The sequence below is a fragment of the Schaalia sp. HMT-172 genome (assembly GCF_030644365.1).
GTDB lineage: Bacteria > Actinomycetota > Actinomycetes > Actinomycetales > Actinomycetaceae > Pauljensenia.
This window is the reverse complement of record NZ_CP130058.1, coordinates 1262545-1281954: the sequence shown is the minus strand read 5'-3', so window position 1 is coordinate 1281954 and position 19410 is coordinate 1262545. Positions and strand designations below refer to the sequence as shown.

Genomic DNA, 19410 nt, shown 5'->3' with positions numbered 1-19410 from the left:
CTGTCGTCGTATCAGCGGGTGGACGTGTCGAGGGCGTCGGCGAGCGGGAATCGCACCAGGTCGCCCTGGCCCGGGTCGAAAACGAGCGACGACCACGAGGCCTTGACCAGGTCCGGGCGGTTGCGCACGGCCCATCCGCGCACGTGGGCGCGCGTGTTGGTCGGTGCCTCGTCGGCGGCGCGCTCGACCTCCTCGTCGGACACGAGGCGGTGCACCATGCCGGCCTGGGCGAGGCGGAACACGAGGCCGTGGCTGGGGCGCAGGTCCGCCCACTGCAAGTCGATGGCGGCCAGGCGCGGGTCGTTCCAGTCCAGTCCCGCCCGTTCCTTCTGGCGCTTGACCAGCTGGTACTTGCCGACCCACTCGACCTGGGCTGCCACCGAGAAGAGGTCGGTGCGCATGCGGTCGAGGACGGACTGCCACAGCCTGAGGATCTCCTGGTCCGCCGCCGTCGGCGTGGTTCCGGTCTCCTTGAAGGTGTCCAGGACGAGGTCGAGGTAGACCTGCTGGAGTTCGGCGGCCGTGTAGGAGCCGCCGGCCGTGCCGATCTTATAGTCGAGGTCCGGGTGGTGGGAGACATTCCACGTCTCCTGCACGGGATCGTCCATGACGATGGAGTCCCAGCGCAGGTCGGTGCCCTGCTCGATGGCCCACAGCACCAGGGAGGTTGTGCCGAAACGCAGGAAGGCGGACACGTCGAACATGTTGCCGTCTCCGCCGATCACGTGCAGGCGGCGGAACTGTGCGGGGTTGGCGTGGGGCTCGTCGCGCGTATTGATGATCGGGCGGTTGAAGGTCGTCTCGAGTCCGACCTCGTTTTCGACGAAGTCCGCGCGCTGAGACATCTGGAAGCCGGGGACCTCGCTCTTTTGCCCGCGTCCGACGCGGCCCGCGCCACAGATGACGGGGCGGGTGACCATAAAGGGGGTCAGGCCGCGCACGATTGTGTCCAGGTCGGTGATGCGTGGCATCTGGTAGTTCTCGTGGGTGCCGTAGGCCGCGCCCTTGCCGTCGGTGTTGTTTTTGACGAGAACGATGGGCTCTTCGCCCAGTGCCTCCAGGCGCTCCATGACGCGCCTGGCGATCACCTCGCCCGCTCGATCCCACAGGAGGGCGTCGCGCGCACCCAGGGTTTCGGGCGCGGAGTATTCGGGGTGGGCGTGGTCGACGTACAGGCGCGCGCCGTTGGTGAGCACAGCGGTCGTCGCTGCCGGCAAGGCAAGCTCCTCGGCCGTGGGGCGTGCGACGCGCTCGGAGCCGCCCGACGGCGCGAGGTGGTACGGATCGTCCGTGAGGAGCGACGGGTCGACTGCCGCGCGCGACATGCGCATGCCGCGCAGGTCATTGAGCGGATCCTCGCCCGTGTAGTCCCAGCGCACGACACCCGCCCCCTCGGCCGCAGTCCCGGCGCGCGAGATCTCCCCGTAGGCGGAGACGACGCGGGTGGACAGGGCGATCGGGTTCGCCCAGGCGTCGCCCGGGCGGTAGACGCCGTACTCGGTTTCGGTCCCGATGATGCGTTCGCTGCTCATTTCACCACTCCAATCGGCTTGACGCTGACGATCTCGGGCGCGAGCCCGCTCGTGCGAGCCCAGTCCTCCGGCGAGGACGTCGCTGCCAGCTCCAGCGACTCGTTCATTTCCTCGTGCACGCCGCGCAGCAGGTGACCCATCGTGAGCCCCGCGGCCTTGCCGCTCAGGGCATCCTTGATCGCGTACTTCTTCGCGCGCTCCACGATCCCCGCGATGAGTGCGCCGGAGACGAGGTCGGCCAGGTAGATGCGCTTGTGTTCGCCGCTCACGAGCGTCGCGAGGAACAAAGCGGTCGTCTCATCGCGGGTGTACAGCGCGTCCACGGCGCGTTCGATCATCCCCGCCACGGCCTCATCGAGGCCGCCGAAGCGGGCGACTTCGGAGGCGTGGATCGGGACCCGAGGGGTCAGGTACTTGGAGAAGATGTCGAGGGCGCCCGCGCGGTCGGGGCGATCCACCCGGATGCGCACGTCCAGGCGCCCGGGGCGCAGGACGGCGGGGTCGATCATGTCCGCGCGGTTGGAGGCGCCGATGATGACGACGTTGTCGAGGGACTCGACGCCGTCCATCTCGGCCAACAGCTGCGGGACGATCATCGTCTCCACGTCGGAGGACACGCCCGTGCCGCGCGTGCGGAACAGCGCCTCCATCTCGTCGAAGAAGATGACGACGGGGGTGTCTCCGGCCGCGAGCGTGCGCGCGCGGGCGAAGATCGCGCGAATCTGTCGCTCGGTCTCGCCCACGAACTTGTTGAGGAGCTCCGGGCCCTTGATCGACAGGAAGAACGTCGAGGCCCCGCCGCGCCGGGACAGGGAGTTCGCGACCGCCTTGGCGATGAGGGTCTTGCCCGACCCAGGCGGTCCGTACAACAGGATGCCCTTGGGCGGGCGCAGGCCGAACTGACGGTAAAGCTCGGGGTGATTAAACGGCATCTCGATGGAGTCGCGCACCTGAGCGATCTGCGCGTCGAGGCCTCCGATGTCCCCGTAGGTCACGTCGGGCACCTCGGGGGTGAGGAGCTGCTCAACGTCCTCGCGCACGATGCGCTCGAGCGCGATACCCGAGCGTGCGTCCACGACGAGGGAATCCCCGGGGCGCAGGTTGCCGTGACGCAGCGGCCCGGCGAGCTCCAAGAGAGTCTCTGCGCCGCCCTCGGCGGCGACGAGCACGCGGTCGGGGCCCACGAGCTCCAGGACGGAGACGACCTGCCCGCTGCGCGCGAAGTCGTCCGCGGCGACCGCGATCATCGTGTCGTCCAGGCGTACCCACTGCCCGTAGGACAGGTCGGTGACGTCAAGCTTGGGCGAGACCGCCACGCGCATGCGCTTGCCGCCCGTCACGACCTCGATCTGGCGCGCCGCCGGGAAGGCTCGCACGAAGGTCGCGAGCGTCTGCGGCGGGCGTGACACGTCAGCCAACTCGCCCTGAAGGCGGATCAGCTCCGTGCGGGCGGCCGTCAGAGCGCTCGTGAGGCGCCCGTTCTTCTCCTCCAGCGAGACGATGCGCCGTTCGAGCGAGAGGCGCTGGTCGGCGTCATTCATCGGTCTGTGCCTCGCGTCCCTCGCTGGCCCACGTGTCGGCCTGTGCGACGACGTCGCGGCGCACCTTACGGACCTTCTTCTCAGAGTTCACGCGCTGGCCGACTTTCTCCAAGGACCAGTCCGCCTCGTCGTCCCAGGCGCCGCCTTGGCCCTCCGCTGCCTTAGCGGGGCGGGTCGAACGCTCCTGCGGCGTGACGCCGGGGGCAAGCAGTCGGGTGACGACGAGGAATCCGGTGTGCGCGACCATGCGGTGCTCGGGGCGCACGGCCAGGCCGTCAAGATGCCACTCGCGGCGCATGTCCTCCCATGCGACGGGATCGGTGAAGCGCTGCGAGGAGCGCAGGTCCTCGACGAGGCGCGACATCTGGGTCACCGTCGCCACGTAGCAGACCAGCACGCCGCCGGGAATGAGCGCGTGCGTGATCGCCTCGATGTTCTCCCAGGGGGCAAGCATATCGAGGACCACGCGGTCCACGCTGCCCTGCTCGGCTGACCACAGCACCGCGTCGACGTCGCCGACGCGCAGGTCCCACGCGGGGTGACGGCGTCCGAACCACAGGTCCACGTTCGCCGCGGCGATGTCGGCAAAGTCTTGGCGACGCTCCACGGAGATCAGGCGCCCCTGCGGGCCGACGGCGTCCAGGAGCGCCATTGACAGGGCACCCGACCCGGCCCCGGCCTCGACGACCGTGGCGCCCGGGAAGATGTCGCCCATGTGGGTGATGACGCCGGCATCCTTGGGGTAGACGACGGCGGCTCCGCGAGGCATCGACATGACGTAGTCGACCTGGAGGGGGCGCAGAATCTGGAACTGACGGCCCTCGTCGGTGATGATGACCTGGCCGTCGGGGCGGCCGATGACGTCGTTGTGGTTGAATCCGCCGCGGTTGGACTGGAAGCGTCCGCCACGGACCAGGATCACCTGGTGGAAGCGCCCCTTCGGGTCGCGGACCTGGACGCGGTCGCCCTCGGCGAGGGGGCCTCGGCGGGTGGGTTGGCCATAATCAGTGGCTGTTTCGGAATTATTACGTTGAATAGTCATTACGTAAAGAATAGCGCTTCGGGCCTGTCTGGCCCCTGCCAGGACGCAGATGGGGGCGGCGGGGGTTAGCGTGGTATTCATGACAGACCTCATTGCCCCCTCCCCCGGCCCGCGCACGTGGGACCCCGCCCTGTCGGCCTCGCGCGCGAAGGAATACGAGCGCTGCCCCCTGCAGTATCGGCTCCACGTCCTGGACGGGTACCGCGAGCCCGAGACCCGGGCGAAGGCGCTGGGCACCATCGTCCACGCGGTCCTTGAGGATCTGTTCGCGCTCCCGCCCGAGCAGCGCACGCCCGAGGCCGCTCGCGCGCAGGTGGGCCCCGCCTACGAGGCGGCGGTTGACAAGGCGCCTGCGATTGCTCGGCTGTTTGCCGACGAGGCGGATCGCGACGCCTGGCTCGAGGAGGCGCGCGGGGTGATCGACGGTTACTTCGCCATCGAGCAGCCGCGCTGGATCGCGCCAGCCGCGCGCGAGGAGCGCGTGACGACGACGACTGCGGGCGGCGTGCGCCTGCTCGGCTTCATCGACCGCATCGATGCGGCCCCGGACGGGCGCCTGCGCGTCGTCGACTATAAGACGGGCAAGGCTCCCGGTCCGCGCTATGTGGACGAGGCCCTGTACCAGATGCGTTTCTACGCGCTGCTTCTGGCGCGAACGAGGAGGCTGCCGGCGCGCATGCAGCTGGTGTATCTGCGTGCCGGGCAGGTGATCACGTTCGATCCGGTGGCCGACGATATTCGTGCCTTCGAGCGACATATCGATCAGCTGTGGGCGCGCATCGAGTCCGATATTGAGAACGATTCTTTCGCTGCGCGCAAGAACCCGCTGTGCAACTGGTGCGGCGTGCGTTCCCTGTGCCCGGTCTTTGGGGGCACCACTCCCCCGATGCCGAAGGAGCATGCGCGGTGGTTGGCTCGGACTCGGCTAGGCTAGTGTTCATGAACTCGGAGCAATGCGGACGCAGCGGCCTTTTCCTGTCCCCGATCGGTTTGGGGACCCTCACGTGGGGGCGCGACACTGACGCGCCCGAGGCTCTCGAGATGCTCACGCATTTCGTCGACGCGGGTGGTTCCCTCCTCGAGTGCTCTCCCTCTCACGGCGACGGGATGGCTGTGGATGTTGTGTCCGAGGCCGTGGCGTCGGTGGGCAGGCACCGCGTGGTTCTTGCGTGGCGCGGCGGGATGCGTCGTGCTTCGGAGGGCGCCTGGGTGGGCGCGGCGGGTCGTGGAGATTTGCTGCGGAGCCTGGACGATGCGCTGGCGCGACTGGACACGGATTACGTCGATGTCTGGCTGGTTGAGCCGCGCCCTGAGGTTCCCCTGGAGGAAACGCTGGAGGCGGCGACCCTCGCCTACCGCAGCGGGCGTGCGCGCTACGTGGGCCTGTCGCGTTCGTCGCACTGGCAGCTCGCCGAGGCCGTGACACGCGGCGCCGTGGGTGTCAGTGCTCCGATCACGCTCGTCGAGCTTCCTTTCTCGCTGGCGGACGCCTCGCATGCGGGCACGGTGGCCGAGCTCGCCAGCCGCGGGGTAGGTGTGGTGGCGGCTTCCGCGCTGGCGGGGGGCGCGTTGACGGGGAAGTACCGTCATTCCACTCCCGCCGACTCGCGCGCCGCGTCCCCGCATCTGCGCCACATGGTAGAGCCGTACCTGTCGGGCTTTGCCCGCGGGGTCATCGAGGCGGCGCATCGTGCAGCCTCCGGCTTGGACCGCTCGACTGCGGACGTGGCGCTGGCGTGGGTGCGCGACTACCCGGGTGTCAGCTCCGCTCTCGTTGGCCCACGCACCGTGCGCCAGCTTGACACACTCTTGGAGTACACGGAGCCGCTGCCCGACCCGATCCGCCAGGTTCTGGCTGAGGTCGCCCAGTAGAGTAGTTGAGCGCCGAAACCCGTGAAGGGTCCGAACCATCAGGTTCGGACCCTTCACGTCACGAATGGACTGAGAGGCGCAGATCAGTCGTCGACTTCAATGAAGTCGTCGTCCCCGTCGTCTTCGTCCTCTTCCTCATCGTCGTAGTCGTCCTCGTCGTCGCTATCGTCGAGGATATCGAAGGGGAGCTCGACGCCCAGCTGGGTGAAGAGAATGTCGTCGTAGGTGAAGAAGGCGTCGCGCAGCGCCAGCTCGGCGGCTTCGAGCGCGGCGTCGTCGGCCTCGTCTCCATCGCGTGCGATGTCGAAGTGGTTCTCGAATGCATTGAGCAGGCGCGTCAGCGCGCGGCGGGCATCTCGGGTCATGGCACTTAGTCTACCGTGAGAACGCGCACTTTTTCAGGGCAGGTTGAGCTGCGAACGGATAACGGACACCATGAGGTCCGTTCCCTTGATCTCTGCCGTCTGCTCGGCGCCCAGGATGCGCGTCTGCCCATCGGAATCCAGCAGCTGCGAGGCGCCCATGTTCGGGCCCAGCGGCAGAATGACCCATTCCTTGGTGGGAACGTAGTGGGCGTCAGGAGCCTCCCCCTCAATCTGCGCGGTGATGTTCGCGATGACGACGCGGGCCTGCTGGCGGGCGGCGTCGGCGCGCTTGGACTCGCGCACATCGGTCAGGTCGCCGACGGCGTAGATGGTGGAATGGCCCGCCACCTGCATGGTCGGCTCGACGCGGAGCGTGCCGTCGGGGTGCATGACAGACTCGTACTCGCTGCCGATCAGGAACCCGGTGTTGGCGCGCGCGCCGTAGCACTGGAACCACAGGTCGGCCTCAATGACATCGCCGTTCTTGGTCTCGACCATGAAGTGGGCCAGGTCTCCGACGTTCTGTGGCGGCAGGTAGGCCAGCTCGGAGCCGGTGACGACGCGAACACCGAGGGTGGCCAGCTGCTCACTAATCTCGTCGCGCAGCGCGTCGGTGTATCCGGGGGTGCCCAGGATTTGGTCGGTGGCCTCGACGATCGTTATGTCCAGTCCGGGGAACGCGCTGGCGAGCTCGCCTGTCAGCTCGATGCCGACTGTTCCGCCGCCGACGATCATGACGGAACGGGCGCGCGAGAGGTTCTCGTGGAGCTGTTCCAGTCGGGCCTTGGCCACGGAAGAGCGGTAGGAGGAGTACTTGGCCGGGAAGGGGTAGGTCGAGCCGGTGGCAAAGACGATGTAGTCGGCTTCGATGGGGTCGTGCCCGAAGATGTGGACGGTGGTGCCATCGACGGCGGAGACGGTTCCACGCACGACCTGGCCGCGGCTCAGGAGGTTCGTGTAGGGCATGAAGATGGCGTGTTCCCACACGGTGTCAACGGCGGCGCGAAGGGCGGCCGCGTGATGGACGAACTGGTCCTTCTGCTCGATGAGGATGACCTCCGCGAGGGGGTCGAGCCCCTTGGCGACGGTGACGCCTCCGTATCCTCCGCCGATGACTACGACGCGTGCCATGACATTCCTCCTTTTGAATGGACCGCGTCTATTGTGTCACCTCGCGCCCTCGAATGCGCGTGATAGGGACTTTAGTCCGCATCCGCCTTGGTCGCACTGGTGTCAAGCCCCAGTCCGCGGGCGATATTGGGCTGGAAGAAGTTGGGGCCCTTGAGCACCTTGCCGTCTTCGCGCAGCTTGACGGAGCCGTCGGGCATGAGCTTGGACAAGTTCGAGGCCTGCACCTCGGCCAGGACCGAATCGAGGTCCATGCCCGACTCGATGGCCATGCCGTAGATGACGTACACGAGGTCGGCCAGCGCGTCGGCGGCCTCGATAACGTCGCGGGTCCCGTCGTCAGCGGCGACGGCCTCGGCGGTGGCGGCCTCGACGATCGCGCGTGCGCGCGGTCCGTAGACCGCGCCCATGAGCTCGGCGAACTCCTCAGCGATCAGGCTCATGCGCATGCCGACGCGCTCGTAGTCGAGCGTGGGATCGTCGAAGGGGCGGATGGGAGTGGAGTAGGTGCGGTGGAATTGGAGGACCAGCTCCATCGGGCTGGGGGCGCCTGTCGTCACCGACGAGGCCGTGGTGTCCTTCTCGCTCATGCGTGATCCTTTCGTGCGTTGTCCCAGGCGGTGGCCAGGATATTGGAAAAAGCGGTGACGGTCTGATGTCCATCGACGAGGAACTGGGCATCCAAGACGTAGGTGGGCACGGAGGTGACGCCCATGTGCATCGCCATCTGGTAGTCGGAGTAGACGCGCGATGCCCACTCCTCGTCCTCGATGGCGAGGGCTGCCAGCTGCCCGGGCATGCCGATGTCCTGCGCGCATCCGATGAGCACCTCGGGGTGGGATACGTCCAGGCCCATCTCGAAGTGCGAGCGCATGATGGCCTCGGCGACCTTGAGATGGAGAGAGTCGGGGCCAGCGACCGTGTCGGTGTCGATGTCGGCGTCGTGGGCGGCGGCGATGACGCGGTGGGCGCGGGAGGTGGGGGCGATGACGAGGGAGTCGAAGTCGAATCGAACGCCCTCGCGGGCTCCAAGGGAGCGCATGCGTTCGTCGGCCTCGCGCACCTCCTCCAGGGTCGCCGCCCCGGATTCGACGAGGGCGACGACGCGCGGCTTGTCGATGGGCGCGTCCAGGTCGGGGTCGAGCAGGTAGGCGTGCAGATAGACCTCGATCTCGTCGCCGTGGTCGAAGGTATCCATGGCGGAGCGAAGGTGGCGTAGCCCCAGGTAGCTCCACGGGTCGCACGTGTCGAGCCACATATCTATGCGCACGGTGTCTCCTGTTCGGTGATATGGAAAACCCCGGAGCCTTCCGGCCCCGGGGCATCTCGTGCGCGGAGGGGGACTTGAACCCCCACCCTCGTAAAATGAGGACTAGCACCTCAAGCTAGCGCGTCTGCCTATTCCGCCACCCGCGCAGGTGAGCGATGCGAACCATTGCGATCCGCAAGCGAGTAGAAGCCTAACACGATTGCGTCGACTTGCGCCAATCGAAACTATGAATCGGCTGTGTCGGCCTTCAGGCGGGAGTCCAGGGTCGAGAAAACCTTTGCAATTGCGTCGATATCCTCGTCCGTCATGCCGTCCAGGAGGTACTCGCTGACCGTCTGCTGATGCAGTTCTGTGGCAGCAAGCACAGTTTGAATGCCCTGGGTGGTCAGGCAAGCGTCGTACCCGCGTCGGTCGACCTTGGAGGGGATGCGCTCGACCCAGCCATCGCGCGACAGGTTGGACACCAGGTAGGTGACGCGCGAGGGCGAGTAGACGACGCGGTCGGCCAACTCGCCCATGCGCAGGCGGTGGCCGGGCGCCTCCCACAGGGCCAGGAGGATGTTGTAGTCCGGCATGGAGACGCCGTAGGTGCGCTTCAGGCGCGTCTCGAGGATCCCCTGCAGGCGTCCGGACGCCTCGAAGAAGACTCTCCACGCGGCCGCACGCGCACTATTGGCTTGAACGATCGGGGTGAGCCGTGCTCGTGATTCCACGTCTGCCTCTCGCGTAGTCGTGTCGGATGCTTCTCTCGGGATAATAGGGCATAGTGACTAAGAAAGCACCAACAACTCGGGGGATTTAGTGTCTTTACCCATTTCTGCTGTTCTTTTCGACGTCGACGGGACGATCGTCGACTCCGCCCCGGCCGTTATGGGCGCCTTCCGCGAAACCCTGTCAGACTTCGGACTGCCGATCCCCGATGATCAGCGTCTTCGCAGCTATGTGGGGCCTCCCCTGTGGCATTCTTTCGGCGATCTGGGCTACTCCGGTCAACTCTTGGCTGACCTGGTAAAACGCTACCGGGAGTGCTACATGCGTCACTATCTGGACCCCGTGCCTTTCGAGGGGGTGCCCGAGCTGGTGTGGGACCTGCATCGGGCGGGCGTGCCAGTGGCGACGGCCACGTCGAAGCAGGCTCCCATGGCGCTGTCACAGATGGAGGACCTGGGACTGGCGGGCGCTTTCGACGTGATCGCGGGGGCCACGCCGGACCCGGGTTCCTCCAAGGCGACGGTCATTCACGAGGCCGTGGCTCGCTTGGACGCAATGGGCGCCGACGTGTCACACCCCGTGATCGTCGGCGACTCGGTGTGGGACGTGCGCGGCGGCCACGAGGCCGGCATCGCGGTGGTCGGCGTTCGGTGGGGGTATGCGACGGCGGACGGTCTGGACGACGCCGAGGTCGTGTGCGACACGGTCGAGGACCTGCGTGCGCTCCTCATGCCTGCCGGTCGCTGAGGGGCATTAACGAAAGTCGCGCGAGCGCACGTCGATGGGCAGCTCGACGGCGCGCAGGCGGAAGGCTCGCACGTTGATCGCGCCGTCGCCCCACTCGAGGGTTCCCGACACGAGCAGGGCATCCGATTCGAGGCCGACGCGGCGAAACTTATTCCAGGTGCCCACGGCCACCGAGACGTTGACGTAGCCGGTGTCATCCTCGAGGGACAAGAAGGTGACGCCGCCGCCCGTGTGGGGGCGCTGGCGGTGCGTGACCAGGCCTGCCACCTCGACGATGCGCCCGTCCAGGTGGGCTCCCAGGTCAGCGGCACGAAGAACCGTGCTCGGGAGGCAGTCGCGCAGGTAAGAGAACGGGTGGCGCCCGGGGGTGAGCCCCATCGCCTCGACGTCGGCGCACATCTGCTCGGCCGGCGTCAGAGCCGGCAGGTCGGGTACGCGGGTGCCCACCTCGGTGCCGGGCAGGAAGGGCTGCCACTCCCCCCGCCTCGACGTCGGCGCGGCCAGCGCCCCGGCCGACCAGGCGCCCTCACGCCTGCTCACTCCCAGGCATTCAAGCGCCCCGGCCAGGGCCAGCTTCTCCATGTCCGTGGCGCTCAGGTGGGCCCGCGCGGCCAGATCCGCCTGGCTCGTGAAGGCTCCCGCTTCCCTGGCCGTCACGATGCGCGTCGCGGCCCCGCCCAGGCCTCGTACCGAGGACAGGCCGATGCGCAGCACCAGCGAGGGATCCACATCCAGGGGGACGACCTGGCGCGACGGGAGCGGGTCGGGGCGCCCCTCCCGATATTCTTCTGGCGCGACGGTCGCGAGCTGCACGCCCGCGTCCAGGAAGGAGGCGTTCACCGACGGGCCCGCGACCCTCACGCCGTGCCTGCGCGCGTCCTGGACCAGCGTCGCCGGCGAGTAGAACCCCATGGGCTGGGAGGAAAGGATCGCCGCATAAAAGTGCTCGGGTGCGTGCACCTTCAGCCACGCGGACGCGTACACGATGTGCGCGAAGGAAAAAGAGTGAGACTCGGGGAAGCCGAAGTCGGCGAAACCCTTGAGCTGATCGAAGATGCGCTCGCGCGTGGGCGCGTCAATACCGCGCGTCTCCATCCCAGCCATGAGATCTTCCTTGAGGGCCTCCATGCGCTCCGGGCTGCGCTTGGCCCCCATGGCTCGGCGCAGTTGATCGGCGCGGGCTCCGGACAGGCCCGCCGCGTCCGAGGCGATGCGCATGAGCTGCTCCTGAAAGAGGGGGACGCCCAGAGTCTGACGCAGGGCAGGCTCCAGCAGGGGGTGCAGGTAGGTGACCGCTTCCCTCCCAGCGCGTCGGCGCAGATACGGGTTGACCGCGCGACCCTGGATGGGGCCCGGCCGAACGAGAGCCACCTCGACGACGATGTCGTAGAAGCATCGGGGCTTCAGGCGCGGAAGCGTATTCATCTGTGCGCGCGACTCCACCTGAAACACGCCCACCGTGTCAGCCGCACACAGCAGGTCGTAGACGCGAGGATCCTCCGCGGGAAGCGTGTGCAGGCCGAGCCGACGCTCCCCCACCCCATTCAGGGCGCGCGACGCCCAGCCGCGCAGGGGAGGATGATGCTCGCCGCGTCCCGAGCCGTCACCCAACTCGTCGAAGGCGATGCGCAGAGCCGTCAACATGCCGAGAGAGAGCAGATCGAACTTCACCAGGCCCGCGTCCGCGCAGTCCTCCTTGTCCCACTGGAGCACGGTGCGCCCCTCCATCGCTGCCCACCCGACCGGACAGATACGCGAGACCGGCTGATCGGTCAGAATCATGCCCCCCGAGTGGATGCCCATGTGTCGCGGCAGGCGTGACAAGGCCCGGGCGGCCTCGCTCACGAGGAGCGGCGCCTCCCCCTTCCCCCGCGACCACGCCTGCGCGCTGCCCGCCGGATAGCCCAGGGCCCGCGCCGCGTCACGCATCGCCGAGCGCGGACGATACGTGATGACGTTGGCGACCTGGGCCGCACGATCGCGCCCATAGAGCTCGTACACGTGCTGGATGACCTCTTCGCGCCGGCTCGCCTCAATGTCGACGTCGATATCGGGAGGGCCCGACCTGGCGTCCGACAAGAAACGCTCGAAGAGCAGGTGATGGCGCACTGCATCCACCGCCGTGATGCCCAAGCAAAAGCACACGGCGGAGTTCGCCGCGCTGCCACGCCCCTGGCACACGATGCCACGCTGGGCGCAAAAGTCCACGATCTCTTTGACGATGAGGAAATAACCGGCGAAACCGAGGCGCTCGATGACGCCCAGTTCCCGGTCGATCGTCTCCCACGCCCTGGGATGCTCCTCCCGCCTGCCGTAGCGCTCGCGTGCGCCCTGCCGGGCCAGGTGGGACAGCCACGTCTGGGGAGTATGGCCCGTCGGGACGCTCGTGTGAGGGAGCCTGGGTGCGACGAGGCGCAGGTCGAAGGCCGCGCGCGCCGCCACCTCGCAGGAGTTGCTCAGGGCCTCGGGATAGGCGGCGTGCAGGCGTGCCATCTCGGAGGGCGAGCGCAGGAACGAGCGGCGTGCCCCCAGGTGGGCGTAGGCCTCCTCCAGTGAGGTGCCGATGCGGGTCGCCGCGAGGACATCGCCGAGGGCCTCCTTGGCCGGAGAGGACATGCGCGCCCCCGTCGTGGCCACCAGCATGGCTCCCGTCCGCTGTGCCAGATCCGCGAGGACATCCGCGTCCTGCGGCCCATCCCCCGGCGCCGCCTGCCACTCGACGAGCACGCGATCGGCCCCTCCGACCGCCTCCGCGAGGGCGTTGATGACCCGTCGCGCCCACGTGGGCCCACCCGCACGCAGGGCACGTATGAGGGGGCCCCGCCTGCCCCCGGTCAGGGCGACGAGGCCGCCACCGGCCCCGCTCACGTCCTCCAGGGTGAAGCGGGGAGAGCGCTCCCCCTCCCGGGCCAGCGCCCGCGTGCTCATCATGCCCACGAGGTTTTCGTACCCGTCGGGCCCCCCGGCCAGCAGCGGCAGACGGATCCCCGGCTCCTCGGCCCCGGGAGCCAGCCCCCAGCCCCGCGCATGGGAACCCGGAACAATCGCGCGCAACGCGTGGGGGTCCAGGGTGACCTCGGCCCCGTAGACGATGGGGAGCCCGCAGTCACGGGCCGCCATCGTGGTCTGCACGGTCGAATACATGCCGTCCACGTCGAGGATGGCGAGCGCGTCCAAGCCCAGGCGCGAGGCCTGCGCCACCATATCGGCAGGCTCGTCGGTGCCCTCTAGGAAGGTGAAGGCGCTGTGGGCATGCAGCTCGGCGTATCGGGGTTCATCACTCACTACACCATTATATCGAACACCTGTTCGATAGTCCGTCGTTTGCCGCCCACACACGCGCGACGCAAGGCACTCATAACAACCCCGCCACGCCCTATCCTGGTCGCATGGACTCCATGCTCGCAGCGTCGCTCACCTCACCTGGCACCCTCACCCTGGACCGGCGCCCACTTCCCGCCCTGGGGCCGCGCGACGCCCTCCTCACCGTGGAGGCCACGACGCTGTGCGGCACAGACCTGCGCATCGTCACCGGACAAAAAACGAAGGGCGTCACCCCCGGCGTGATCCTCGGCCACGAGATCGCCGCTCGCGTCTGGCGCGTCGGCTCCGCCCTCACCCCCGGCGTCGACGTCCCCGCCCCGGGAACGCAGGTCGGCCTCGCCCCCGAAATCGCCTGCGGCCACTGCGAGCCGTGCACCGCCGGGCGCTCCAACGTCTGTGCCTCCATGGCCCTGTTCGGAACCGGAGTGGACGGCGGCCTCGCCGACGTCATCCGCGTGCCCGAACGAGCCCTCGCGTGCATCACCCCCACCGCGCGCGAGATCGCCCCACCCCTCCTAGCCCTCGCCGAACCCCTCTCCTGCTGCCTGCGAGCCACCACACGCCTGCCCATCACCGAGGGCACCCGGGTCCTCGTCCTGGGCACCGGCCCCATCGGACTCATCCACTGCGCGCTCGCGGCCAGCGCCCACGCATCCGTCATGGCGTGCGGGCGCCCCAACCGCCTCTCCCCCGCCCTCGCCCTCGGCGCACAGGTTACCACCGCCTCCCAGGGAGACGACCTCGTCGCCGAGGTGCGCGACTGGACGGGCGGAGCCGGCGCGGACGTCGTCATCATCGCGGTCGGCGACCCCGGCCTCGTCCCCGTCGCCGCCCAGTGCGCGGCCATCGGTGGGAGCGTCTCCTGCTTCGCGGGCTTCCCCGCCGGTGCACTGGCCCAGATCGACCCGAACGTGGTCCACTACCGCGAGCTCACCGTCTCCGGCAGCGCAAACGCGACCCTGGCAGACTACGCGGCAGCCGTCACTGCACTATCGACGGGCGCTCTCGACCTCTCCGCGCTGATCACGCACGAATTCGCCCTCACCGAGGTCGATGCCGCCCTCGACGCCGTCCGCTCCCGCGTCGGCCTCAAGGTCGCCGTGCGCCCAGAGCAGGGGTAATCCCTCGCCGGGGCGTCACCATTCGAGCAAGCCTCGCAGGTCGGCAGCGCTGAGCGACGCGCCCGCCCCCGTCCCGTTCATCACCGAGGAAATCAGGCGCCGCTTACGGTCCTGAAGCTCCACGACCTTCGCCTCAATCGTGTCGGTGGCCACCAGCCGATAGACGTTGACCTTCTTCGTCTGGCCAATGCGGTGGGCGCGGTCGATCGCCTGCTCCTCGGCCGCCGGATTCCACCACGGGTCCATGACATACACGTAGTCCGCCTCCGTGAGCGTCAGGCCTGAGCCGCCGGCCTTGAGCGAAATCAGGAAGACCGACGCCTGGCCCGAACGGAAACGCTCGACCACCTCCTCGCGGTTGCGCGTCGATCCGTCCAGCTGCACCACCGAGATACCGCGCCGCTCCAACACGCGCCGAATACGAGCCAGAAACGACGTGAACTGGCTGAACACCAGCGCCCGGTGCCCGCCCGGCACAATCTCGTCGAGGCGGTCGGCAACGTACTCGACCTTGGCCGATCCCACGTGCGCATACGACTCATCCACCAGCGCGGGGTCGAGCGCGAGCTGACGCAGACGGGTGATCGACGCCAGCACGCTCATGCGATTCGCCTCCGGATCGGCCAGCAGATCCAGGATCCGCGCGCGCTCGCGGGCCAGGTACTGGTCGTAGATGTGGCGGTGCTCCTTGCCGAGCTCCACGCGCACGACGTCGACGATCTTGTCGGGCAGATCCGTGGCGACCTCCTCCTTCGTGCGGCGCAGGATGAAGGGGGCGACGTAGGAGGTGAGGCGGGCGGCCATGCCCACGTCGCCCCCCTCGATGGGGCGGCGCACCTTCTGCGTGAAGGTGTCCCACCCGGGCAGAAGCCCCGGGCAGGTCAGGGACAGGAGCGACCACAGGTCGCCCAGCGAGTTTTCGATCGGCGTGCCGCTCACCGCCAGGCGCCAGGGCGCATCCATGTCACGCAACGCCCGATACGTGGCTGTGCGGGGGTTCTTGACGGCCTGCGCTTCGTCGATGACGACGCCGGCCAGAGCAACCCCGCTCCACTGGTCGGCCTCGAGGCGCGCCAGCGTGTAAGAGGTGACCACGATGTCGCAGTCCTGCACCTGCGACGTGATCGTCGTTCCCCTGCGCGCCGCTGTTTCGACAATGCAGCGAACGCGCAGGAAGGGCGTGAACTTCGCGGCCTGCTCGGCCCACACGCCCACGACCGAGGTGGGGGCGACGACGAGGACCGGCCCGACGCTGGCGCCCGAGGCGCGCAGGGCAGCGACGGCGGAGAGGATCTGCACGGTCTTGCCCAGGCCCATGTCGTCCGCCAGAATGGCGCCGATCCCGGCGCCCAGGCGAGACGTCAGCCAGGCGTGCCCGTGACGCTGATAGGGGCGCAGCACCTGCGCCAGGGCCGGCACGGGCGCCAGTCCGCCGCCCGATTCCTGCCCCCTCAGCGCGGCGAGTCGCTCACGCCACTGCGTCGATGCGACGACCGAGTCGGCCTCCTTCTCGAAGAGCTCGTACACGCCCGCCGACATAGCCGACAGGCGCAGACCCTCACCCTCCCAGCCCGTCAGCGCACGTGCCTCCTCCAAGAGGGCCTGCAGCGCGCGGATGCGTGGCCCGTCCAGGCGCACCCAGACGCCCTCCACCTCCACGTAGTCGTCCCCGCGTCCGATGGCCTCGAGGGCCTCGCGCACGCTCAGGCTGTGGGCGCCGACCCGCAGGCGCACGAACAGGTCGAACCAGTCGGACTGTGCGTCCTCGACGCGCAGATCAACGGCCATGCCGTCGTCGGAGACCTCGATGGCGCGCACGTCGTCGGCCACGTCCCACACGAGGCCTTCCACGGCTTCGCGATCGACGACGGTCGCCAGGAACTGCGGAATCCGCCACGGGGCGATCCGCCCGGTGGTCGGAAGCATCGTCCATAGGTCGCCTTCCACGCCGCGTCCCCACCGGTTGATGCGCTCCACGAGGCTCGCTACGGCCTGATCCCCAACGCCTTGCGCAAGCGGCGTGCGTGAGCGCAACCCACCCTCGTCGTATTCTGCCCACCAGCGCACCACGACGGTCTGCCCATCCCGGCGCACCGTGCCCACGACCGACACCGGTGGTGTCGCCTCCGGGTCGAAACTGCCGTCGACGGAGCTCATTGCGAAACGTCTGCGCAGCGCGGGCAGCCACGAGGCGCGAAAATCAGCGACGTCCGAGGTCGGTACCCTCAGCGCGCGCCCGAGGGGAAAACCGTCCAGCGCGGCGAGCCCCTCGATGCGCGCGGCCGCCGTGCCTCCATCGAGGAGCAGCAGACCGGCGTCGCGATCGATCCTCGGGCGGGACAGCACGTGGTCGCCGTTGCGTGCCACGACTCGCACGTCCAGCCCCTCGTCGCCGCAGGTCACGTCGATATCGGCGTCCCACGTCGCGTGCGAGAGCACGAAGGGCTCGCGCGCGTCCGCGGATGCGAAGAGCTCGACTCCCGCGCGCACGAGGCGAGTCAGCCACGCGTAGGCGTGCTCTCCCAGCGAGCTGAGGGTCACCTCCGTGCGCGAATGCCACGAGCGCGATTCGCGGGAGAGTCGATACCCTTCGCGAAGCAAGGACACGTGGGTCGGATCGAGCCCATCCGTCACCGATGCCCACTGCGTGGCCGTCAGGTCAAGCCACGAGGCCCGCTTCGGCGTCCACGAGGAGGCTCCTCGCCGCAGCGGCGTGAGCGAGGCCTCCACGGCCGGATCATGCGCGTCGATGACGAGGGCCAGGGGATCTCCGCCGCGCGAGCGTTCGCCCCCCAGCACCTGACCCAGGACGCGGCTCCACTCGGGTACGTGGGACTGGCGCTCGATGGCCTGCGCGCGGCCCGTGATGAGCGCGGCCACCGCGTGTGGGCAATCTGATCTCAGCGGGCAGGCGCAGGCGAGCGTGGGGCGCAGCGCCCCGTGCGAGATGCGCACCCGATAGGTCAGGCCCGCGTCCTTCACGCGCGCCTCCAGCTGGCCATCCTCCGTGGCCCACGACACGTCGCGCACAGCGCCCGCGCGTTCCAGGCGCAGGCCGTTGGCCCAGGTGGCGGGGCCGACGAGGGCCATGATGTCGTCGTCGGACATCGACGCGAGGGTCTCGCTCAGAGGCAGGGCTACCATCCTTTCAGTCTACGGCACGCTCTCAGGTGCGGCGCCGTCACTCGTCAAGCCCCTCTACCATCCACTCACCCCCACTCCACACGAGCAGGACCACTCGCCCGTCCTCGAGCGTGGCGCGCATGTAGGCGCGGGCCCGCTCACCCTCCCACCAGCGCCCGGCTACGGGCCAGGGGCCGGCGACGCTGCGTATCCTCGCGGGCCCCACGAGGCCCGCGAGGGCGTCGCACCTATCCGATTCGCGATGAGCGGAGCGTCCAGCGCACAGATACGCGGGGGGCGCCGTCAGCGCGCCGCGCTGGTCGACGCAGATGTCACTGCCCGCTCCGATCGACGCTGTGAGACGCACCGGCACCGGCTCCTCGAACAGGGTTGCCGGTGGCTCCGACACGGCCCCCTCCCAGGCGCCAGAACGGGAACGTAACGCCTCCCCCGCCCCCCACGGCGCCATGACGACGCGGCTGCGCGGGTCGTACCCGCCCTGCACGCGCGGCATCAGGAGAGCGTCCGGCCCAGCCAGGCCCTGGATGCGCACGGCGCTGCGCGACACGTCTGCGTCCCTGTGTCCGCGCCCCCACAGGGCTGAAGCGGAATCGCCGGGATGCGGGTCGCAGGCCGTTAGACGGATTGATCGGACCTCACCGGAGGGCCCCTGCGTTGCGCTCATCCACCCCGTCAGGGTCCAGCGCACGCGCAACGCAATGTCGGCGCTCACCGACAGGTCGCATCCGCTCCACGTGCGGGTGCGCGAGGAGCCGCCACCGTCTGTCACGTCGATGCGCAGCGTGTGCGAGACGAGGCCCGCTCGGAAGAGGCGTCCGGAGAGTTCGTCAGCCGCACGTGTCACGGGGATCGTCATCGTCTCGATGCGCTCTCCTCCGCTGTCGATATCGCGCTCGACTGACAGGTCCGAGTGAGCGCGCACCCCGAGCGGCACGACGACATCCCCGCCCGATGCCAGCGTCCAGAGGCGCTGGCCGACGTCCCCGAAACGTTCGCATACGGGGCCCCGGCCAAGACCGCGCAGGTCCGAGCACGTCGTGATGCCCAGCCCCGCCAGGAGCTGGATAGTGGCCCGCATGCGTTCGTCCATCGACGTCGGCACGCATCCCAGAGCGCTGGATAGGCCGAGTGGGCCGAGAAACGAGAGCGTGTCGTCGGAGGGGATGATGCGCCCCGCCCTGGCAGCCTCCGTGGAAGCAAGAGGACCGTCGGCAATTCCAACGAAGCACTCGACACCCACGGCCGCCTCGATCGCCTCGACCAGCAGGGAGGCGGCCTGCTCTTCTCCGCCCACCCAGCGCGCGGGCCCCCGAGCGCGGCAGCGCGCCAGCCCCGGGCGCAGGCACTCGACACCCGCCGCGACCGTGTCGAAGGCGTCGACGACCGCGCCAAAGGCGCGCGCCTCCCGGTCGGGGTCACGCGGCAGACACACGAGCTCCGGGCACAGGTAGGTCGCCTGGCGCACGCTCATCCCAGAGCGCACACCGCAGCGCCTGGCTGCGGCGCTGGCGATCTCGATACGTTCCGCGTGGGTCACGGCGCCGCACCCACCGGGAGGCAGGTCGACCACCAGGCAATTCACGGGCCAGTCGGGCACCCACACCACCATGTAG

The 19410-nt window shown here is 68.8% G+C and carries 15 protein-coding genes and 1 tRNA gene; 4 read left to right on the top strand and 12 right to left on the bottom strand.

The window, feature by feature from the left end:
* Window positions 1-11: 11 nt before the first annotated feature.
* Genes dop through QU663_RS05360 form a run of 3 tightly spaced genes read right to left on the bottom strand, consistent with a single transcriptional unit; the run spans window position 12 to window position 4115 of the window.
* Entirely contained in the window at window positions 12-1532 is a 1521-nt protein-coding gene (dop, locus tag QU663_RS05370) for a depupylase/deamidase Dop (protein ID WP_021610599.1), read from the bottom strand.
* Window positions 1529-3073: a proteasome ATPase gene (gene arc, locus QU663_RS05365; protein WP_021610600.1), complete on the bottom strand. Its 1545-nt coding sequence runs from the start codon at window positions 3071-3073 to the stop codon at window positions 1529-1531. Before arc ends, dop begins: the two co-directional genes overlap by 4 nt.
* Window positions 3066-4115 (bottom strand): tRNA (adenine-N1)-methyltransferase, encoded by a 1050-nt coding sequence (locus tag QU663_RS05360; protein WP_021610601.1) that lies wholly within the window; start codon window positions 4113-4115, stop codon window positions 3066-3068. Before QU663_RS05360 ends, arc begins: the two co-directional genes overlap by 8 nt.
* A 79-nt stretch (window positions 4116-4194) precedes the next feature.
* Here QU663_RS05360 and QU663_RS05355 point away from each other — a divergent pair, with 79 nt between their 5' ends.
* Window positions 4195-5049, top strand: coding sequence for a PD-(D/E)XK nuclease family protein (locus tag QU663_RS05355; protein WP_009057696.1), 855 nt, complete (start codon window positions 4195-4197; stop codon window positions 5047-5049).
* 5 nt (window positions 5050-5054) lie between these two features.
* Window positions 5055-5987, top strand: coding sequence for an aldo/keto reductase (locus QU663_RS05350; RefSeq protein WP_034479962.1), 933 nt, complete (start codon window positions 5055-5057; stop codon window positions 5985-5987).
* An 83-nt stretch (window positions 5988-6070) separates the two neighbouring features.
* On the opposite strand, the gene QU663_RS05345 is transcribed toward QU663_RS05350, so the two are convergent.
* The 6 genes from QU663_RS05345 to QU663_RS05320 all read right to left on the bottom strand — a co-directional run bounded on the left by QU663_RS05345 (window position 6071) and on the right by QU663_RS05320 (window position 9463).
* Window positions 6071-6352 carry a hypothetical protein gene (locus tag QU663_RS05345; protein WP_021610604.1) on the bottom strand — a complete coding sequence of 94 codons (282 nt, stop codon included), beginning with the start codon at window positions 6350-6352 and terminating at the stop codon, window positions 6071-6073.
* Between the two features lie 33 nt (window positions 6353-6385).
* Window positions 6386-7483 (bottom strand): FAD-dependent oxidoreductase, encoded by a 1098-nt coding sequence (locus QU663_RS05340; RefSeq protein ID WP_021610605.1) that lies wholly within the window; start codon window positions 7481-7483, stop codon window positions 6386-6388.
* A 71-nt stretch (window positions 7484-7554) separates the two neighbouring features.
* Window positions 7555-8070, bottom strand: a complete 516-nt coding sequence (locus tag QU663_RS05335; RefSeq protein ID WP_021610606.1) for a nucleoside triphosphate pyrophosphohydrolase family protein — start codon at window positions 8068-8070, stop codon at window positions 7555-7557.
* Entirely contained in the window at window positions 8067-8750 is a 684-nt protein-coding gene (locus tag QU663_RS05330; RefSeq protein WP_232210891.1) for a DsbA family protein, read from the bottom strand. The genes QU663_RS05335 and QU663_RS05330 overlap by 4 nt, the downstream gene beginning before the upstream one ends.
* Before the next feature lie 59 nt (window positions 8751-8809).
* A tRNA-Leu gene (locus QU663_RS05325) sits at window positions 8810-8896 on the bottom strand.
* 78 nt (window positions 8897-8974) lie between these two features.
* A complete protein-coding gene (locus tag QU663_RS05320) occupies window positions 8975-9463 on the bottom strand; it encodes a MarR family winged helix-turn-helix transcriptional regulator (protein WP_009057694.1) in 489 nt (162 codons plus the stop codon).
* 88 nt (window positions 9464-9551) lie between these two features.
* Between QU663_RS05320 and QU663_RS05315 the strand changes: the two genes are divergently transcribed.
* Complete coding sequence (locus QU663_RS05315) at window positions 9552-10208, top strand: HAD family hydrolase (RefSeq protein WP_021610608.1); 657 nt, start codon at window positions 9552-9554, stop codon at window positions 10206-10208.
* 6 nt (window positions 10209-10214) lie between these two features.
* Here the strand turns inward: QU663_RS05315 and QU663_RS05310 are convergent, their stop codons facing one another.
* Complete coding sequence (locus QU663_RS05310; RefSeq protein WP_021610609.1) at window positions 10215-13493, bottom strand: error-prone DNA polymerase; 3279 nt, start codon at window positions 13491-13493, stop codon at window positions 10215-10217.
* 104 nt (window positions 13494-13597) lie between these two features.
* Between QU663_RS05310 and QU663_RS05305 the strand changes: the two genes are divergently transcribed.
* Window positions 13598-14653 carry an alcohol dehydrogenase catalytic domain-containing protein gene (locus QU663_RS05305; protein ID WP_021610610.1) on the top strand — a complete coding sequence of 352 codons (1056 nt, stop codon included), beginning with the start codon at window positions 13598-13600 and terminating at the stop codon, window positions 14651-14653.
* 15 nt (window positions 14654-14668) lie between these two features.
* On the opposite strand, the gene QU663_RS05300 is transcribed toward QU663_RS05305, so the two are convergent.
* Together QU663_RS05300 and QU663_RS05295 are read right to left on the bottom strand one after the other, a co-directional pair.
* A complete protein-coding gene (locus QU663_RS05300; RefSeq protein WP_021610611.1) occupies window positions 14669-17797 on the bottom strand; it encodes a DEAD/DEAH box helicase in 3129 nt (1042 codons plus the stop codon).
* A 37-nt stretch (window positions 17798-17834) separates the two neighbouring features.
* Window positions 17835-19406, bottom strand: coding sequence for a DNA polymerase Y family protein (locus QU663_RS05295; protein WP_021610612.1), 1572 nt, complete (start codon window positions 19404-19406; stop codon window positions 17835-17837).
* Between the last annotated feature and the right edge of the window lie 4 nt (window positions 19407-19410).

Excerpts from the sequence above, each read along its gene's own strand:
- QU663_RS05360 (WP_021610601.1), bottom strand. The coding sequence starts at position 4,115 with ATGACTATTCAACGTAATAATTCCGAAACAGCCACTGATTATGGCCAA.
- dop (WP_021610599.1), bottom strand. The coding sequence starts at position 1,532 with ATGAGCAGCGAACGCATCATCGGGACCGAAACCGAGTACGGCGTCTAC.
- QU663_RS05355 (WP_009057696.1), top strand. The coding sequence starts at position 4,195 with ATGACAGACCTCATTGCCCCCTCCCCCGGCCCGCGCACGTGGGACCCC.
- QU663_RS05350 (WP_034479962.1), top strand. The coding sequence starts at position 5,055 with ATGAACTCGGAGCAATGCGGACGCAGCGGCCTTTTCCTGTCCCCGATC.
- arc (WP_021610600.1), bottom strand. The coding sequence starts at position 3,073 with ATGAATGACGCCGACCAGCGCCTCTCGCTCGAACGGCGCATCGTCTCG.
- QU663_RS05305 (WP_021610610.1), top strand. The coding sequence starts at position 13,598 with ATGGACTCCATGCTCGCAGCGTCGCTCACCTCACCTGGCACCCTCACC.
- QU663_RS05345 (WP_021610604.1), bottom strand. The coding sequence starts at position 6,352 with ATGACCCGAGATGCCCGCCGCGCGCTGACGCGCCTGCTCAATGCATTC.
- QU663_RS05300 (WP_021610611.1), bottom strand. The coding sequence starts at position 17,797 with ATGGTAGCCCTGCCTCTGAGCGAGACCCTCGCGTCGATGTCCGACGAC.
- QU663_RS05340 (WP_021610605.1), bottom strand. The coding sequence starts at position 7,483 with ATGGCACGCGTCGTAGTCATCGGCGGAGGATACGGAGGCGTCACCGTC.
- QU663_RS05335 (WP_021610606.1), bottom strand. The coding sequence starts at position 8,070 with ATGAGCGAGAAGGACACCACGGCCTCGTCGGTGACGACAGGCGCCCCC.
- QU663_RS05295 (WP_021610612.1), bottom strand. The coding sequence starts at position 19,406 with ATGGTGGTGTGGGTGCCCGACTGGCCCGTGAATTGCCTGGTGGTCGAC.